General features: G+C 61.0%; 17 protein-coding genes and 2 tRNA genes. 7 read left to right on the top strand and 12 right to left on the bottom strand.

What is annotated here, in order from left to right:
* Window positions 1-50: 50 nt before the first annotated feature.
* The gene (gene aceA / locus I6E51_RS07415) at window positions 51-1,352 is read right to left on the bottom strand and encodes an isocitrate lyase (RefSeq protein WP_197109862.1); all 1,302 of its coding nucleotides are present in this window, start codon (window positions 1,350-1,352) and stop codon (window positions 51-53) included.
* A gap of 142 nt (window positions 1,353-1,494) precedes the next feature.
* Here aceA and I6E51_RS07410 point away from each other — a divergent pair, with 142 nt between their 5' ends.
* Window positions 1,495-2,964: a helix-turn-helix transcriptional regulator gene (locus I6E51_RS07410; protein ID WP_197109861.1), complete on the top strand. Its 1,470-nt coding sequence runs from the start codon at window positions 1,495-1,497 to the stop codon at window positions 2,962-2,964.
* Between the two features lie 56 nt (window positions 2,965-3,020).
* Here the strand turns inward: I6E51_RS07410 and I6E51_RS07405 are convergent, their stop codons facing one another.
* Both I6E51_RS07405 and I6E51_RS07400 read right to left on the bottom strand, forming a co-directional pair.
* A complete protein-coding gene (locus tag I6E51_RS07405) occupies window positions 3,021-3,848 on the bottom strand; it encodes a DUF1684 domain-containing protein (RefSeq protein ID WP_197109860.1) in 828 nt (275 codons plus the stop codon).
* A gap of 113 nt (window positions 3,849-3,961) precedes the next feature.
* Entirely contained in the window at window positions 3,962-5,320 is a 1,359-nt protein-coding gene (locus tag I6E51_RS07400; protein ID WP_197109859.1) for a CoA transferase, read from the bottom strand.
* A gap of 34 nt (window positions 5,321-5,354) precedes the next feature.
* On the opposite strand from I6E51_RS07400, the gene I6E51_RS07395 reads away from it, so the two are divergent.
* From I6E51_RS07395 to I6E51_RS07380, 4 genes are all read left to right on the top strand, one after another.
* The gene (locus tag I6E51_RS07395) at window positions 5,355-5,543 is read left to right on the top strand and encodes a PLDc N-terminal domain-containing protein (RefSeq protein ID WP_197105791.1); all 189 of its coding nucleotides are present in this window, start codon (window positions 5,355-5,357) and stop codon (window positions 5,541-5,543) included.
* A 490-nt stretch (window positions 5,544-6,033) separates the two neighbouring features.
* Window positions 6,034-6,696, top strand: coding sequence for a Pr6Pr family membrane protein (locus I6E51_RS07390; protein WP_197109858.1), 663 nt, complete (start codon window positions 6,034-6,036; stop codon window positions 6,694-6,696).
* Between the two features lie 66 nt (window positions 6,697-6,762).
* Window positions 6,763-7,440, top strand: a complete 678-nt coding sequence (locus I6E51_RS07385; protein ID WP_197109857.1) for a haloacid dehalogenase type II — start codon at window positions 6,763-6,765, stop codon at window positions 7,438-7,440.
* Window positions 7,441-7,615: 175 nt separating this feature from the next.
* On the top strand, window positions 7,616-8,260 hold the full coding sequence (locus I6E51_RS07380; RefSeq protein ID WP_197109856.1) for a hypothetical protein: 645 nt from the start codon (window positions 7,616-7,618) through the stop codon (window positions 8,258-8,260).
* A gap of 117 nt (window positions 8,261-8,377) precedes the next feature.
* Here I6E51_RS07380 and I6E51_RS07375 read toward each other — a convergent pair.
* Window positions 8,378-8,451 (bottom strand) — tRNA-Ile (locus I6E51_RS07375).
* A gap of 112 nt (window positions 8,452-8,563) precedes the next feature.
* Window positions 8,564-8,824 (bottom strand): hypothetical protein, encoded by a 261-nt coding sequence (locus I6E51_RS07370; protein ID WP_197109855.1) that lies wholly within the window; start codon window positions 8,822-8,824, stop codon window positions 8,564-8,566.
* A 131-nt stretch (window positions 8,825-8,955) separates the two neighbouring features.
* On the opposite strand from I6E51_RS07370, the gene I6E51_RS07365 reads away from it, so the two are divergent.
* Entirely contained in the window at window positions 8,956-9,498 is a 543-nt protein-coding gene (locus I6E51_RS07365) for a Dps family protein (protein WP_197105796.1), read from the top strand.
* Between the two features lie 56 nt (window positions 9,499-9,554).
* Here I6E51_RS07365 and I6E51_RS07360 read toward each other — a convergent pair whose 3' ends face one another.
* Together I6E51_RS07360 and I6E51_RS07355 are read right to left on the bottom strand one after the other, a co-directional pair.
* Window positions 9,555-10,799: a glycosyltransferase gene (locus I6E51_RS07360; protein WP_307783860.1), complete on the bottom strand. Its 1,245-nt coding sequence runs from the start codon at window positions 10,797-10,799 to the stop codon at window positions 9,555-9,557.
* 130 nt (window positions 10,800-10,929) lie between these two features.
* Window positions 10,930-11,871, bottom strand: a complete 942-nt coding sequence (locus tag I6E51_RS07355; protein ID WP_197105798.1) for a DMT family transporter — start codon at window positions 11,869-11,871, stop codon at window positions 10,930-10,932.
* A gap of 40 nt (window positions 11,872-11,911) precedes the next feature.
* Here I6E51_RS07355 and def point away from each other — a divergent pair, with 40 nt between their 5' ends.
* The gene (gene def / locus I6E51_RS07350; protein ID WP_197105799.1) at window positions 11,912-12,475 is read left to right on the top strand and encodes a peptide deformylase; all 564 of its coding nucleotides are present in this window, start codon (window positions 11,912-11,914) and stop codon (window positions 12,473-12,475) included.
* A gap of 4 nt (window positions 12,476-12,479) precedes the next feature.
* Here def and I6E51_RS07345 read toward each other — a convergent pair whose 3' ends face one another.
* The 5 genes from I6E51_RS07345 to I6E51_RS07325 all read right to left on the bottom strand — a co-directional run bounded on the left by I6E51_RS07345 (window position 12,480) and on the right by I6E51_RS07325 (window position 16,497).
* The gene (locus I6E51_RS07345; RefSeq protein ID WP_197105800.1) at window positions 12,480-13,145 is read right to left on the bottom strand and encodes a response regulator transcription factor; all 666 of its coding nucleotides are present in this window, start codon (window positions 13,143-13,145) and stop codon (window positions 12,480-12,482) included.
* Window positions 13,142-14,383, bottom strand: coding sequence for a sensor histidine kinase (locus tag I6E51_RS07340; RefSeq protein WP_197109854.1), 1,242 nt, complete (start codon window positions 14,381-14,383; stop codon window positions 13,142-13,144). The genes I6E51_RS07345 and I6E51_RS07340 overlap by 4 nt, the downstream gene beginning before the upstream one ends.
* 144 nt (window positions 14,384-14,527) lie before the next feature.
* Window positions 14,528-14,600 (bottom strand) — tRNA-Asn (locus I6E51_RS07335).
* A gap of 51 nt (window positions 14,601-14,651) precedes the next feature.
* Window positions 14,652-15,689 carry a beta-propeller fold lactonase family protein gene (locus I6E51_RS07330; protein WP_197109853.1) on the bottom strand — a complete coding sequence of 346 codons (1,038 nt, stop codon included), beginning with the start codon at window positions 15,687-15,689 and terminating at the stop codon, window positions 14,652-14,654.
* The gene (locus I6E51_RS07325) at window positions 15,676-16,497 is read right to left on the bottom strand and encodes an ABC transporter ATP-binding protein (protein ID WP_307783859.1); all 822 of its coding nucleotides are present in this window, start codon (window positions 16,495-16,497) and stop codon (window positions 15,676-15,678) included. The genes I6E51_RS07330 and I6E51_RS07325 overlap by 14 nt, the downstream gene beginning before the upstream one ends.

The raw sequence follows: 16,497 nt of genomic DNA, 5'->3' as shown, positions 1-16,497 counted from the left end.
AAAGTTGTGTAGTCGAGGGGTGGTGTTGCCGGCTTAGTGGCGGTGCCGGTTTAATGAAATTGCGCCGTTTCGGTGCTGCCGACGAGGGCGAGGGTTTCGCTCGTGGGGTTGAGGGCCGTCGCGATGCGATCGAAGTACCCTGTTCCGACCTCGCGCTGGTGGCGCGTTGCCGTGTAGCCGTCTGCTTCAGACGCGAACTCTGCCTCTTGCAGTTCCACATACGCACTCATGTGACGCTCGCTGTAGCCCCTAGCCAGGGTGTACATCGAGTGGTTGAGGGCGTGGAACCCGGCAAGGGTGATGAACTGGAAGGCGTAACCCATAGCAGCCAACTCGCGCTGGAAGCTCGCGATCTGGTCGTCGTCGAGGTGACGCTTCCAGTTGAACGATGGCGAGCAGTTGTAGGCGAGCTTCTTGCCAGGGAACTCCTTGTGGATGCTTTCCGCAAAGGTGCGCGCCAGCTCTAGATCGGGCTTCGCACTCTCCACCCAGAGCAGGTCTGCATAGGGCGCGTAGGCGTGGCCGCGACTGAGGACCGTTTCGATGCCCGGAGTGGTGCGGTAGAAGCCGTCACTGGTGCGCTCCCCCGTCAAGAATGGCTTGTCGCGGTCATCCACATCGTTGGTGATGAGGTCAGCAGCAAGAGAGTCGGTGCGAGCAATGATGATGCTCGAGACACCCGCAACATCGGCCGCGAGTCGAGCCGCGTTGAGAGTGCGAACGTGCTGCGCGGTCGGAATGAGAACCTTTCCGCCCATGTGGCCACACTTCTTCTCTGACGCGAGCTGGTCTTCCCAGTGCACGCCGGCCGCTCCGGCTTCGATCATGGATGACATGAGCTCGTAGGAGTTCAGGGGCCCGCCAAAGCCGGCTTCCGCATCGGCAACGATCGGTGCCATCCAATCGATCCGGGGAGCGCCGTCCTCGGCGGTCTCGATCTGGTCGGCCCGCATCAGCGCGTTGTTGATGCGGCGCACAACGGCCGGAACGCTGTTGGCCGGGTAGAGGCTCTGGTCGGGGTAGGTCTGGCCGGAGAGGTTGGCGTCGGCGGCAACCTGCCAACCGCTGAGGTAGATCGCTTCGAGCCCGGCGCGCACTTGCTGCACGGCCTGGTTGCCGGTGAGCGCTCCCAGCGCGGCGACCCATTCGGTGTTATCGCGCTGCAGGAGATTCCAGAGGTTCTCGGCGCCGCGACGAGCAAGCGTGCGGTCTTCCCGAACACTTCCGCGGAGGGCGATGACGTCTTCGGCGCTGAAATCGCGTTCGATTCCGTTCCAGCGCGCATCCGTCTTCCACTCGGTTTCGAGTTCGGCTGCGGTCTGGTTTTGGTCGCCGGGGCGGTTGTTCGTCATTGCTGGCTCCTTCGTCAGTGGTTCATCGGTACTTCGTTTCTTCGACTCTGGTGCCCCTGCACTAGTTCTTCACCACGATTTATTGCAGAATTATCATGATTCTTCTGTTTTTCGACAGAAGGCCATCAAGGAGGATGTTCGGATGACCCCACGCACGCGTACGCAGGCAGACGATGAGGACATGTTCGATTCCCTCACCGTTGGCCGCCGCATCCGTCAACTCCGCACCGATCGCGGTCTCACCCTCGATGACCTCGGTGCCGCGCTCGAGCGTGCGGCCTCTCAGGTCTCCGTTATCGAGAACGGCAAGCGAGAGCTCAAACTTAGTGAGCTGCAGAAAATCGCCCGCTTCTTTGAGGTGTCGGTGGATGAACTGCTGAGCCCAGAGCCGCCGTCACGGCGTGCTGCCCTCGAGATCGCTCTCGAACGCGCGCAGCGTGGCCCGCTCTACAACTCGCTCGCGCTGCCCGAGCTGCCGGTGCGCAAGACCCTCAGCGATGAGGCAATCGAAACCGTGCTCGGATTGCACGACGAATTGCAGCGCCTCCACCGCGAACGTGCGGCAACGCCCGAGGAAGCCCGCCGCGCCAACACCGAACTGCGGCGCATGATGCGCAAGCGCAACAACTACTTTGGCGAACTTGAAGTAACCGCTCGTGAACTGTTGGATGCTGTTGGCCACACGGGCGGACCGCTCTCTCAGCGGGTCGCCTCCGACCTTGCCTCGCACCTCGGGTTTTCGCTGCACTATGTGCCCGACCTGCCCGCGACGACGCGCAGCGTCACGGATTTGCGCAACGGCCGCATCTATCTGCCCGTCGCGCAGGCTGAGGGCACAGACCCGCGCTCGACGCTGCTGCAGGCACTTGCGGGGCATGTGTTGGGCATCCGAGAACCCGCTGACTATTCAGAGTTTCTCTACCAGCGAGTGGAGACAAACTATCTCGCTGCCGCCCTTATGGTGCCCGAGAAGACAGCGGTCGAGTTTCTCACTGCGGCGAAGGCGCAGCGCGAGCTCTCGGTGGAGGATCTGCGGGATGCTTTTGCCGTGCCCTACGAGACGGCGGCCCACCGCTTCACCAACCTGGCGACCGAACATTTGGGCGTTCCCGTGCACTTCTTGAAGGTGCACGAGGGTGGCACGATTTCGAAGGCCTACGAGAACGACAGCGCTGCGTTTCCGACGGATGCGCTTGGCGCGATCGAGGGACAAATCGTGTGCCGGCAGTGGAGCGCGCGCCAAGTCTTTGACGTCGAGGACCGCTTCAGCCCGTACCACCAGTACACCGACAAGCCAGGCGGAACTTACTGGTGCACGTCGCGCATCCAGTCGGGTCGCCGCGGTGATTTCTCGGTGAGCCTGGGCACGCCGTTCGCGTCAGCAAAGTGGTTCCGTGGGCGCGACACGACGAATCGTGCCGTGTCGACGTGTCCAGATGACGGATGCTGCCGCAGCGCACCCGAGAACCTGTCGTCACGCTGGGCGCAGCATTCGATCCCGAGCGCGCGGCTCAACAGCTCGCTGCTCGCGGCAATGCCCACGGGAATGTATCCCGGGGTTGACACCACCGAAGTGTTTGAATTCTTGGAGTCGCACTCGCCGCGCCTGTAGTTGTTCGGCGGCCAGGCCAGGCCGTGCGATCCCCCTGCCCAACCGCCCAAAACCAGCTACTCGTGCAGCAGCGAGCCGTCCTTCTTCAGTACGTTCTTTTCGCCAGCGTCAATGGCGACCGCGAAACGGTTCTGCTTCGGAGGCATGGGGCAGTTGAAGTTGTAGCTGAAAGCGCAGGGCGGCAGGATCGCGAGGTTGAAGTCGAGAACGATCGTTCCGTCGGGGTTGGGCGCAACGAAGAGGAAACGGCCAACGCTGTAGGTGTCAACGCCGCTCGTGGCATCCGCGAAGACGAGTTGAAGGGCGCGACCCGACTTGAACGCGGCAAGGCTATAGTCAACGCCATCCTTCGTGAAGGAAATGTCACCGGGAATCGGCTGCTCACGCTCTTGACCGTTGTCTTTGATGTGCTCGAAACCAAGCGTTGTGCCCTCGGGGTTGGGCGTGAAGGTGGCCTTGATGACCCAGTCCGGGTTGTAGGCGTAGGCATCAATCGTGCCGAACTCTTGAATGGCGGGCGAGTTGGTGTCCCAGACGCGCAGCGCGTGGTTGCCCTCAGGAGCCTTGATGACGAAACCCGTGACGGTCTCGCCAAAGACGATGGCGCTCGGGTTCTCGTGGCTCTTGCTGCGCACAACGGCGCTGCCCTCAACAAGCGTGCCGTCGACAACAATGTTGTCTTCTGCGGTGGCGGTGACCGTGAGGCCATCCTCGTGCGGAGCCCACGTGCCGGGCACACCCCAAATGGTCTGCTCGGCGTCGACCCACTGCGTGTTGGTCAGCGCAAGGTTGCCATTCTGCTGCACGACCGCCTGGTCGCGACGTTCGCGAAAAGTTGCGAGCTTAGCTTCGGGCGTGATCGTGGGTGCAGCAGTGTCAGTCATAAGTCCATCCTTGTTGAAGTCCATCATGCCAACCACCGCCGACACGGGATTATTTCAGGAAAGACAGATCGATCACCCTGAAGAAGCGCATCACGCGAGCAGACAACACCACATCACGAGAGCCATGCTGCTTCGCTCGAACCCCACGCAACAGCGGGAGCCGTGAAGCGTCCAGGGCCGCCCGCGTAGGCCGGTGCAGGCACCGCACTGGTCACCCCATCGTGAGTTGTCACCGTCGGCGTGAAGCCAGCGGTTGCCGTTGGCGCGTGCCGCGGACGACGCTGCTGCACGAGTTCGGTCGCCAGTCGCGCAAGCGACACGTCCACGAGCCACGAATGACCCACATCGATGCGGCGACGCACCGCCGTCGTGATTCCGGCAGCAAGCAGATAACCGGCCGCATGATCCAGAGCCTGCGCCGGCAGGGCGCCCGGCGTTCCCTTGCCTTCACCCTCCGCCAACGCGATTCCCGTCGCCGCCTGCACGATGCTGTCGAAGCCGCGGCGTTCGGCCAGCGGTCCGGCCGTTCCCCACGCGCTGAGGCGGCCCACGATAATTCCCGGGCGGCGCTCGGCGAGAGCCGCGGGCGAAAGTCTGAACTTATCTAAAGAACCGGGGCGGTAGGCGGTGAGTACGACATCCGCGGTCTCAAGCAGTTTCTCGAACGTTGCTCGGTCGGTGTCGTCGTCGAGGTCGAGCAGGGCTGAGCGTTTGCCTGCGCCGGTGTCGAGGTGCTGCCACGGGATTTCGGGATGCCGCGGGCTGTCGATGCGCAGAACGTCGGCGCCCCACAGCGCCAAGGTTCGTGCCGCGACGGGCCCGGCAATCACGCGAGTGAGGTCGAGCACGCGCAGGCCTGCCAGCGGGGCATCGACGGTTGTCTCGGTGAGCTGGGCAGATTCGGTATCACCGAGCGAGGTCAGCTCGACAACGGGCAGTCCGGCCAACGCTTGGGCTTGCGGATGCTCGGCCCACTCCTCTGCGGTGCGCACGACGGTCGCGACTCCCCCGGCGGCGACAACTTTCTCTTCAACGTCGGCCGCGGCCATGGGGTGGAGGGCGAGCATGAACTCGTCGGCGCCTGTCTCGGAGGGCAGTTCGAGAGCGCTCAGCAGCGCTGCGCGATGATGTGGATAGTTGGCGTGGGTGCGAACCCAACCGTCGCTGCAGGGCCAAAAGCCAGAGAGCTCAGCCCACGCCGCTACCGGTTCGCCATCCTGCCGAAAGTGTTTGTCGCTCGTGACGGCAGTCGCCACTTTGAGCGGATTGAGTTCGACGGAAGGCACCGCGCATCCGACCCTCCGCGCTGCCAGCAGCGACGCAGAAAACGACGCCGTAGCCATGGCGTCATGAACGAAGCGGCCAGAGGGCAGCACTCCTGTCAGGGGCACAGCTGTGCCTTGGTCGCGCACTAACGCGAGGGCGGCGGCATCTTCCCCAAGGGATTGCCACGCTGCATCCAGCAAACTCATAACTTGATAGTGCCACGCCCGATAGATTTAGACCATGGAACCTATTAGCTTCAGTTTTGGCATCGTCGGCCTGATCATCTTCATCATCACCGTCGTTTCGATCGCCAAGAGCAACAATCACGGTGTGCTCGGCAAGTTCGTGTGGATCTTGGTCGCCTTCTTCCTGTCGATCTTCGGCTCAATCCTGTGGCTGATCTTTGGTCGCGGCAAGGTGCGCAACTAGCCACTCCGAGCGATCGGGTAAGGGTGCGTGGCGGCGGAGGCGCACTGAAGGGACACGGGATTTCCGTGCCTGCGACTGCGCGCCGCCACGCTGAACTCATCCGGCTTGAGTGTGGAACCTGACGAGTTCGGTTGGTGGGCCGTTAGCGGCCCTTACGCGGCTTGATGAAGCCGGTGTCCTCGAGCTTGGCCCGCTTGTGTGCCCGCTTGTCTTTGATAGACAGCTTGGCTTCCTTTTTGGTGCTTCCTCTAGGCGATCTTCCAGCCATGATTATTCCGCTTCCCCTTGTCTCAGTTGGCGTGATCATCTCGACCATAGCTCATTCCTCAGAGGAAAGCACTTACCGCCTGACCGGCTTTTTTATCCGCTCGGAGAAGTGCGCTGTACCTCGTCGCGGCACGCTGATTTCACCCCGCAGTGTGCCTGATCCGCGGCCGGCGATTCGCTCCGATATAGTCATGCACATACTTGCTTTAGTTCGAGGGGAACTATGACCTACGCCACCAAACTCGCCACACCCGAAACCCGAAACGGCACCGTTATCGTCGCCGTATTGCGCTTAGCGATTGCCGCTCTCGTCACCGCCGCAGTAATCGCAACCGTTGCCGAGGCAGCAGGTCGCACCGTGATTAACCCGTTCAACATGTTCGGGTATTTCACCATTCAGTCCAACATCATCCTTGCGGTCGTGTACGCGGTCATCGCGGTTGTCGCTCTGCGGGGCGAGGTTGCTTCGCCGGCCCTGAATATCGCGCGCGCTTCGGTGACGACCTACATCATCATCGTCGGGGTCGTGTATGCGACGCTGCTCGCCCCACTCGGTGCAGCCGGCGGCGTTCCTGTCGCCTGGGCGAACGCGGCACTGCACATCATCACGCCCATATATGCCTTGGCCGATTGGATTCTCTTCTCCGACCGCGGCCGCATCGCCTTTAATCGCCTCTGGATCGTGCTGATCTACCCCATCGTCTGGGTCGTCGTTGTTCTCGTTCGGGGCGCAACAGATGGTTGGGTGCCGTATCCATTCCTGCACCCCGACACCGGCTACGGCAGCGTCTTCTTCTACGTCGGCCTCATCGTGGTCGTCATGCTCGCGTTCGGTTCTCTGGTGTTTTGGATCTCAGGCAAACGCTCGCTACTGCGCGTACCGTAGGCCTCAGTGCTCGAGGTTGCCTCCGCATTCCCGCGGCGGCGATCGGGCACAGAAAGCCGGTGTGAGATGACAAACAAGCCTGTCACGATCTTCTTCGACGTCAACGAGACGCTGTCAGATCTGACGCCCGTCGGGGATGCATTCGAGGCTATCGGCGCCGGACGTGGAGTGTCCGCTACCTGGTTCAACACGGTACTGCGGGACGGCTTCGCCCTCACCTCAACCGGCAGCCAGGCGCGTTTTCTTGAAATCGCACAGACTAATGCGCGCGACATCCTCCGCGGACTTCCGCTCACCGGCTCATTAGAAAGCTCTGTGGATGCCGTACTCGACGCCTTCTCCACAGTTCAGCTTCACGACGACGTTGCGCCCGGCATCCGCGCTCTCCACGCTGCTGGGCACCGACTCTTTACGCTCTCCAATGGCCCCGCCAGCACCGCGGAGCGGCTATTACGCGAAGCAGGGTTGTCAGATCTAGTCGATGGCACCCTGTCCGTGGAAGAACACGCGCCGTGGAAGCCGGCGCGTGGCGCTTACGAGGATGCGCTCACCCGCACCAACGCCCATGCTCACGGATCGGCGTACCTCGTGGCGGTCCATCCGTGGGACATCCACGGAGCCGCGGAAGCTGGACTCTCGACGGTGTGGGTGAACCGAGGAGACTCGCTGTATCCTCCCCATTTCCGCGCACCAACAGAAACGGTTCTGAGCATTAGCGAGCTAGCCGAGCGGCTCGACGGCTGACGTGCCGTTAGCGAGTTCGCACATTCGTGAGTTCGCAATAACTGATTTTTCCTTGTAACCTTCAAAAACAAGCAATATTCATTGTTGCAATGTGACCCTGCAGCTCGGGGGAAACGCACGCGTGCGTTCGAGCGCCAGGGCCGTCGACCGCAACGCGGTGGGGAAGAGATCTCAGTTGATATCAGCACGTAAACGCAGCGCCTTCGCTTGGGCAATTATTGCCGGGCTCACACTCTCTGGATGCGCGGCCACAGCCAGCGAAGAAGTACCGGAAGCTGCCGCGCCCTCAGTCGAGCCAACGGAGGAGACCACCGAGGAGTCGACCGGCACCGCTTCTGGCGATGTCGCAGCCCCCGGATCAACCGTGAAGCTCGGTGAGTGGGCATCCTACGACTATGCCGGAATTGATGACGCGACGGCAGTAATCGCTGCACGTCTCGTGAGCATCGAGCCAGCAACAGCTGCGCAGACGGATTACCTCGTCAAGCAGATTTCCCAGCTCAAGGGATACAACGTGTGGTTCCTGTCTGTTGAGCAGCAGAAGGTATCCGGTGATTCGATCGCTTTCGACGCCGATTACACGGGGTTCTCCCCCGTTGATGCCAACAGCGAGAAGATTCAAGACGTCACCGTCATCGGTTGGGACGACTGCACAACTCAGTCGTTCACGAAAGAATTCGACACCGATGGCGCCACGATTGAACAGTGCTTCATCGCCGCAACAGTCGAGGGCGGAAACGACGTTGCCGGCGTGATCTATGCCGAGTATGACTCCGTGTATGCCTACTACGACGGAAAACCTCTGTCGTTCCTCAAGTAGACACGACATGATCGAAAGGGCCTCATTCGGAAGCGGATGGGGCCCTTCTCGTGTGAGCCACCGTGAGCACCCCGGGGCGGAGGGCGCGTCAGAAGCGATTGGCGTGAACGCGAAATGTAGGGCGGATGGGACTTGAACCCATGACCGACGGATTATGAGTCCGCTGCTCTAACCAGCTGAGCTACCGCCCCGTGCCCGCACGAGTGCGAGCGCGTATCTACGTTACCGGCAAAATCAGCGAGTCAACACACGCCACAGCACAGAGCAGAGACCAGTGCTGGACTAGAAATCTCCGCGCCCGATCTAGCGATCGGATGAAGCAACATTCGCGTTCGCGTTGGGGCGGGAACTACCCACGTGGATCGAGATGCCCATCGCTACGGCGATGCTCAATAGCAGGGCTATGAGTCCCGTAAATACGGCAACGTAGTAGGTACCCGGATCCGGAACTACGCCCATCTGCGGTTCCATGTAATGCCAGATCGTGGCGCCTGCATTGAGCCCGAGCACGACGATGAATGCCGGCACGAGCCAAGCGAATACCAACAGAAATCTCATCGCCACAGCGCTCTCCCTCACATCGGACGGTAAATCCGAGCCTAAGTCACGAGTCGCGCCCGAGCTAGTCTCACACGCTCAGCTTCCTCCCAAGCAACACCAAGCCAGTGCTAAACCGACGCTCGTACGGTTGCACCATGACTGATTCACAGAAAGCGCAGACCACAAGTCCGGCCAAATCTGGGGCTCGCAAAACCCGCCAGCAGAATGCTGAGCGAGGCTTCACTGCGTCCAAGGGGCTGGCGGATCGCCTTCAGCAGGTTCTTGTAGAACTGCTCGAACTTCAGCTCCAGGGCAAGCAGGCCCACTGGAACGTCGTCGGTAAGAACTTCCGCGACACCCACCTCGTGCTTGATGAGATCATTGACGCCGCTCGCGGCTTCAGCGACACCATTGCCGAACGGATGCGCGCACTGCACGCCACACCGGATGGCCGCAGCGACACCGTTGCCGCTACCACCACACTCCCCGAGTTTCCCGCTGGTGAAGTAGACACCACGCACACCATCGACCTGCTGACGGAACGCCTCGAAGGCACCATCGCGACTATCCGCGAAGTGCACGATCCTATTGACGAAGAGGACCCCACGAGCGCGGATCTGCTGCACGGCATCCTCGAAACACTCGAACAGTACGCCTGGATGGTGTCGGCCGAAAACCGCACTCCCGCAAAGAAGTAGGCTCCACGCCTACGCTCACGAGCCGATTGCTGTGGCTCCCACGAGAGCGTCTCCGATTAGGAGGCGCTCTCGTTTTTTCTGCCCGATGACACAGCGGCAGAGACTTCTTCGCCCCGATACATGCTCTCAAACGTATCCAAGGTGCGCTGGATGTCGTGGGCGGCCACAATCGCCAAGCTTTCTTTCTTGAACTTCAGAACCTCATCCGCGGGCATCGACAGCACACGGGTGAGCTTTGCGGCCAGGTCCTCAACGTTGCCGGGCTCGAACAGGAACCCGTTCTCACCATCGTGAACCAGGTGAGGCAGAGCCATGGCATCGGCAGCAACGACGGGCAGCCCCGAAGCCATCGCTTCCATTGTTGAGATGCTTTGCAACTCAGCAATGGATGGCATCGCGAACACTGAACCACGCTGAAGCGCATCACGCAGTTGATCTTGCTCGACAAATCCGGTGAGGGTGACACGATCCGCGACACCCAACGAGGTTGCGAGGGCGCGAAGTTTTCCCTCGAGCTCTCCCCCGCCCACGATCTCGAGCTTCGCGTCGAGCGCAGGGTCAAGAATCGCGAGAGCGCGAATGAGTTTATCGATCTGCTTCTCGTCGGAGAGACGCCCTAAGAACACAATGAGGTTCTCCGGCTTGGGCTCAAGATTGCCGTTGTAACCATCGGCATTGATGCCACAGGACACCGCTACGACGTTGCGCACGCTCGTGTTTGCTTCGAGATATTCGGCGGCGCGCCGGGTCGGAGTGGTTACCCACGCGGCACGCAAGAAGGAACGCCCGGCAGCCGCCCACCCCGCCTGAATAGCTTTTCGGCGCAAAAACTTGGGGATGATGTAGGCGTGATCGAGCAAATTCTCGGGCATGAAGTGATTAGTGCCGACGAGACGAATTCCTCGCTTCTCGCCCTCGATCGTCATGCCGCGACCGACGATAATGTGCGACTGAAAGTGAATGACATCGGGCTTCACCTGATCAAGGATGCGTGCCGAATTTTGCCTGACCCGCCACGGCATCATGAACCGAAGCCACGGGTGGCCGAGCCAGCGCCACGAATAGAGGCGGTGCAGGGTCATTTTCTGGCCCTCATGCTCCTCAACCATCGTGCCCAACTTTTTATTGGAGTACGAGGGAGCCACGATGTGAACGTCATGACCACGCTCAGCGAGACCAGCCGCCAATCGAGCAATGAAGGTTGCCGCGCCGTTAATTTGCGGCCAGAAGGTGTCGGCGCCGATCAGAATGCGAAGTCGCGGTTTGCCCTCATGGGGCGAGCGTTTCACAGCGGAAGTCACAGTCGAAGAGTTCCTTAACAGTTGTGCGTCACGAGCCATCTTGTTTACGACCCGGTCAGGTCAACGGCACCTAATAACGTACCTCACGGCGCCTGCACCCACGGGTCGCTGAGCCGAGCTGCTCGAAATGCTACGACTTCAGTTGCGGGTGGTGCTTAGAGAGTGAGAAGACGCCAAAAATGGCCACGGCACCCGTAATCACAAACGCGATCACTGCCCACATCGGCGCATCCGCCGCTTCGCCCAACACGATGATGCCGACGGTTACGGCAACAAGGGGGTCGACGACAGTGAGCCCCGCAACAACGAGATCGGGCGGCCCCGATGCATACGCCGTCTGCACAAAATACGAACCAAGAAGGGATGCCGCGATCAGTCCGACGATGCACAGGATGGTGAGAAAGTCCGTGCTCTCGAACCCCGACCCCGAAATGACGATGGTCTTGATCCGGTCGATGACAACCTTCGCAAGCGTCGCGACGAAACCAAACAGCATGCCAGCGCCCAGGATGTAAAACACCGGTGACGCGTTCTTACGGAAAACCAGGAACAGCACGATCCAGAGTGCCAAGACGATCGCCAACACGATGAGCACAATCGAGAGCTCACGCTGCGTAATAACGGTGGATTTCGCGAACATCGCCGCGATTCCGACGAAAACGCCAACGCCGACAACGCACATCACGATCGCTCGAATGGAAATGGCATCCAAACGCACTTTGGTAATGCGGGAATTCATGATCGCTGTCATAACGAGCGCTACGGCGCCGAGCGGTTGCACCACCATGAGCGGGGAAAGCGACAGGCTCGAGAGCTGAAAAACGATGGCGAGCCCGAGGAACGCCGTGCCGATTACCCACGACGGACGGGCAAGCAGCGCCTTGATCTGGGAAAAGTTGAGGCCAGTGCTGGCTTCGCTACCGTGGTGCTGTTCCATGCGGGCAACGCCACGATGTTGGAACTGTGCTCCCAGCGACAACAGGATCGCGCCGATGAGGGCTAGCGGGATGCCCACCGCTTGCAGCGGCGTCAGGCTTATCTGATCGCTGAGGTCAAGGATGTCCGGCGGCACCCGTCAAATGTACTCGGTTCACACGGGATATTCTGGGTACATGGCCGTTCTTCCCATCATTATCACCGGCGATCCGGTGCTCCACACTCCAGCGAACCCGGTAACGGCCTTCGATAGCGAGCTCACCACTCTCGTCAACGACATGATCGAGACGATGGAAGAAGCGCCGGGCGTCGGCTTGGCCGCCCCGCAGGTGGGCGTGGGCCTTCGCATATTTGTCTACGACTGGACAGATGATGACGACGTGCACTGGCACGGTGTCGCCATCAATCCCGAACTCTGGCAAAGCCCCACTCCCGTGCTCGACGCTGACGAAGCCGACGAAGAGGGCTGCCTCTCGATCCCCGGCGAACGCTACCCGCTTGCGCGTGCCGACCGCGTCATTCTGCGCGCCTTCGACCTGCAGCAGCAGCCGTTCGAAATCGAAGCGTCGGGCTGGCTCGCCCGCATTTTTCAGCATGAATACGATCACCTCGACGGCGTGCTCTATGCCGACCGTCTGCAAGCACCGGATGCCAAGGCCGCCGCGAAAGCGATCCGCAAGCAAGGCTGGGGTCAGCCTGGCCTCTCGTGGCTCCCCACCGAGGAACAGCTCGACGCGTAACTCGTCACACCGCCCGCCCCAGCGATACCAGCCCGGTCTCATAAGCGATGACGACAAGTTGTACGCGGTCGCGCGCCATGAGCTTAGACATAATGCGGGAGACATGAGTTTTGGCCGTCAGCGGGCTCAGAAAGAGCTTGACGCCAATCTCGGCATTCGTGAGCCCCTGCCCGACCAGGGCAAGAACTTCGCGTTCGCGCTCGGTGATCGCCGACAGGATGCTGGCATCAACCGCCACTTGTGAGCCGCGGGCAAAGCGTTCGAGCAGTCGTTTTGTCACGCCAGGGCTCAGCAGGGCGTCGCCGGAAGCGACCACACGCACCGCCCGGATCAGCTCGACCGGCTCAGTGTCTTTCACAAGAAAGCCGCTCGCTCCGGCGCGAATAGCCCGCGCGACATACTCATCGACCTCGAACGTTGTGACGACAACGATGCGCGTCTCAGCGAGGTCGGGAATGGTCGCAATTTGCTCGGTTGCCCAGAGGCCGTCACCATCGGGCATCCGGATGTCCATCAGCACGACATCGGGACGTTCGCGCCGCACAACCTCGATAACGTCGGTTCCGGTGGCAGCCTCGCCCACGACCTCGATGTCATCTTCGGCGCTGAGCAGGCTTCGAAAGCCCGCGCGAATCAGTTGCTGATCATCCGCAACAACAACACGGATCATGCGGATGCCGAACGACGCGGAATGCGGGCGGTCACCACGGTGCCGCGCGGCTTGGCTTCGGCCACGCGGAGTGTGCCACCGAGAAGTTCGGCCCGTTCGCGCATACCCAACAACCCTCGCCCCGCTGTGTGTCCGTCGGTATCGATACCGACACCGTTGTCGGCAATAGTAGCGACATAGTCGTCTCCGTCGATCACTAACCTAACCGTGGCCGCCGTCGCCGCTGCGTGGCGGACCACGTTCGTCAGCGACTCCTGCGCAATGCGAAACAGCGCGAGTTGCACCGCCGCTGGGGTCTGCTCCGGGATGTCGTTCGAGAGGATGACCGTGAGTCCCTGGGTGCGAACCGAGGCGGCGAGGCTCTCGAGCCGTGAAAGGTCAGGTTCAGGCACAGGCGGAACCGCATCGGTGTCGAACTCGCCGGCTGCGGCATCCTCGTTACGGAGCATGCCGAGCAACGAGCGCACCTCGTCGAGCGCATCCTTGCTCGAACTCTTGATGCTCGCCAGCGCCGCCTCAGCCTGTTCGGGTTGCTTGTGCATGAGATGCAGCCCCACGCCCGCCTGCACATTGATTTGGCTGAGCGAATGAGCTAGAACGTCGTGCAGTTCGCGAGCGATACGCACTCGTTCTTCCCGCAGTTCTTGCTCCCGGCGATCTGTGAACGCCTTCTGAAACTGCACGAAGTTCTCGAGACGACGACGATTGGCTTCAGCGAAGCCCAGCACGAGCAAAAGTCCGACCGTTGTCGCAACGACGCGCGGCGGTTCGAGCGCAACACCTGCGAGCAGCGCGGCGAGCAACGTGCCCTCCCACGCCACAATCATCGACACCCACGTCCACGTGCGTGCCCCATGCGAGATCGCGATAACAACCGCAAAGGCAAGAGCCAAGTAGGGCGGAGTGGTCCACGAGTAGCCCAGAAGGAAGTCGGCGGCTCCTGCCACCGAGAGAATCGCGACAATCGGCCCCGGATAGCGCCGCACCCAGATAAGCAGCACGGGCCCGAGAACGGAGAGCGTCACCGTAGCAATACCCACGAGCAACGATGGTTCGACCCACAACACGCTGGCGATCGTGGGCGGCACCTGAATAACAAAAGAAATAGCCACTGGCAACCAGAGCCGCAGTCGTTGCGACCGCCGCGAACGGGGTTGCCCGAAACCGGTGCCCTTCATGAGCGACTCCACCATTGCATTCGCCGAACGCGGGGAGCGTGGTGAGGCAGAAGGGAGCATGCTTCGATGCTAGTTGCCACGCCCGGCGAGAACATCGCCTGCCGGGTGCAGGTCTCGGTACTCCCCGCGGAGTACCTGCGCTCACAATGCACCAGGGCCGGAACGCACAAAGTCCCGGCCACCTTAGTGGCCGGGACTCATAAGCTCCTCGACTTGGACTCGAACCAAGAACCTACGCATTAACAGTGCGTTGCTCTGCCAATTGAGCTATCGAGGATCGCTGTGCAACTCAATTACTTTAGCAAATGATTTCGCAGTTCAAAAACCATCAGACGATTCTGGCGAGGTATGTTGGCGAAAGTACCCGGGTTGGCGGGGCAATCAGCTGCGGAATACCGTTCGGATCAATTCTGAAACTAGCCACTTCGTGCGAATACTGGTTGCAGACGTGAAGAATGTCGTCGCTCATGATGATGTGTCGCGGCCAGTTCCCCTCGCACGACACAGAAGTGAGCGGTGCAACGCTGCGACCATCGTCAGCAATCGTCATCACCGCAATCTGGTTACTATGGCGCACGCCGGCATAGGCGAAACGGCCGTCGGCAGAGATCGCGATTGCGGAGGCTTGGTCGCCTTCCACAGCACCGGGCAGCGCGATGGAACACAGTTGCTTCAGCGCACGGTTCTTCCACTCGACAACGAGCAAGCCGCATCCGTGTTCCCCCAGCACATAGAACAGATTGCCGGGGCGCGCGACGATATCGCGCGGACCAAACCCTGCCGGCGTAGCGACTTCGGCGATCTGTTCTATCGCGAAATCGGTGTAGCTGAAAATGCGGATGAGGTCGGCGCCCAAATCGAGAGTGAACAGCGTGCTGTCGTCGACAAAAACGGAGGAGTGAGCGTGCGGCCCCTCCTGTTGCGGTCGTGGACCGAGGCCAACAGTCTCGACGACCTGACGCGTGTCGAGCGCCGTGGACTCAGTGCCGGTTTCGATCACTCCGAGCGTGCCGGTGCCATAGTTTGCGGCAATGATCGTGGAGCCACGGACCGTGATGTGGCAGGGGTACTGGCCGCCGCTGGCGGTGAACGCCGGATTGCTAAGTGTCTCGCCATCGCGGTCGAATGCTGCGACCTGGCCTGATCCTTCGAGCGTCGAATATACCCGGTCACCATCGACCACAATGAAGGATGCCGAGGGAACGTCCGCAACGCGGTGCGCGAGTTCGAGCGATCCATCCGGCCTACTGCGCAGGACAGAGATGCCTTCGGACTCGCACTCCATGTCAGCGCCCCAGCCGCCGACCAACCAGGTCGAGGCAGGCACGGGAGTGATGTCGGGCGTTGTTTCTCTAGTGCTGGTCACGTTCGAGCTCCACAAGTGAGTTGGCGAGCCCCTTCACGTAGGGATGCCACGGGTCGGAAAGGACTTCTGACAACTCTCCAGTGCCGACGAGGATGCCGCGATGCATGATGGCAACATTCGTCGCCACCCGGCGAACCGCGGCCAGGTCAGCGGTGACCAGCAGTGCCGAAAATTCGCGCTGCGCTTGCAGATCAACGATGAGGTCAAGGATGGCTGCGCGCACGTTGACGTCGATACCAGCGGTGGGGTCATCGGCCACGAGAAGTTGCGGTTCCAAGATCATGGCGCGGGCGATCGCAACACGTTGACGCTGCCCCTTGCTCAATTCGTACGGGTAGCGGTTCATGACCGAGAGCGGCAAACGCACCGTGTCGATGAGGGTCGCCACAGCCTCGGCAGCTTCTCTTTGATTGAAACGACGATCGCGCACGAAAATTGGTTCGGCGATGTTCTCGCCAACCGTGAGACGACTGTTGAGGTGATTACCGGCATCCTGAGGCAGATAGCCCACGCGCAAGCTCAAGTGATCGCGCTTGCGCCGACTCACCGAGCGCAGTTCGGTGCCGAGCACAGTGAGCTCTCCCCCGCTGAACAGTGGCGAGCCGTAGGCGCCCGTCTCAGCGTGTAGGGCAATCGCTTTGGCGAGCGTGCTCTTGCCCGAGCCGCTCTCGCCCACGACGGTCAATACTTCGCCAGCGGCAATCTCAAAACTCAGCCCATTGACGGCAACCGAACGCGTTTCAGGGTTCCGTGACGGGTAACGCAGCGACAAGTCGCGGGCGCTCACGGTGGGCTGAGTAGAAGTCAC

The sequence above is a fragment of the Salinibacterium sp. NSLL17 genome (assembly GCF_015864935.1).
Taxonomy (GTDB): Bacteria; Actinomycetota; Actinomycetes; order Actinomycetales; family Microbacteriaceae; genus Rhodoglobus.
The sequence above is the reverse complement of the archived record's forward strand: the minus strand, read 5'-3'. Positions and strand labels throughout refer to the sequence as shown.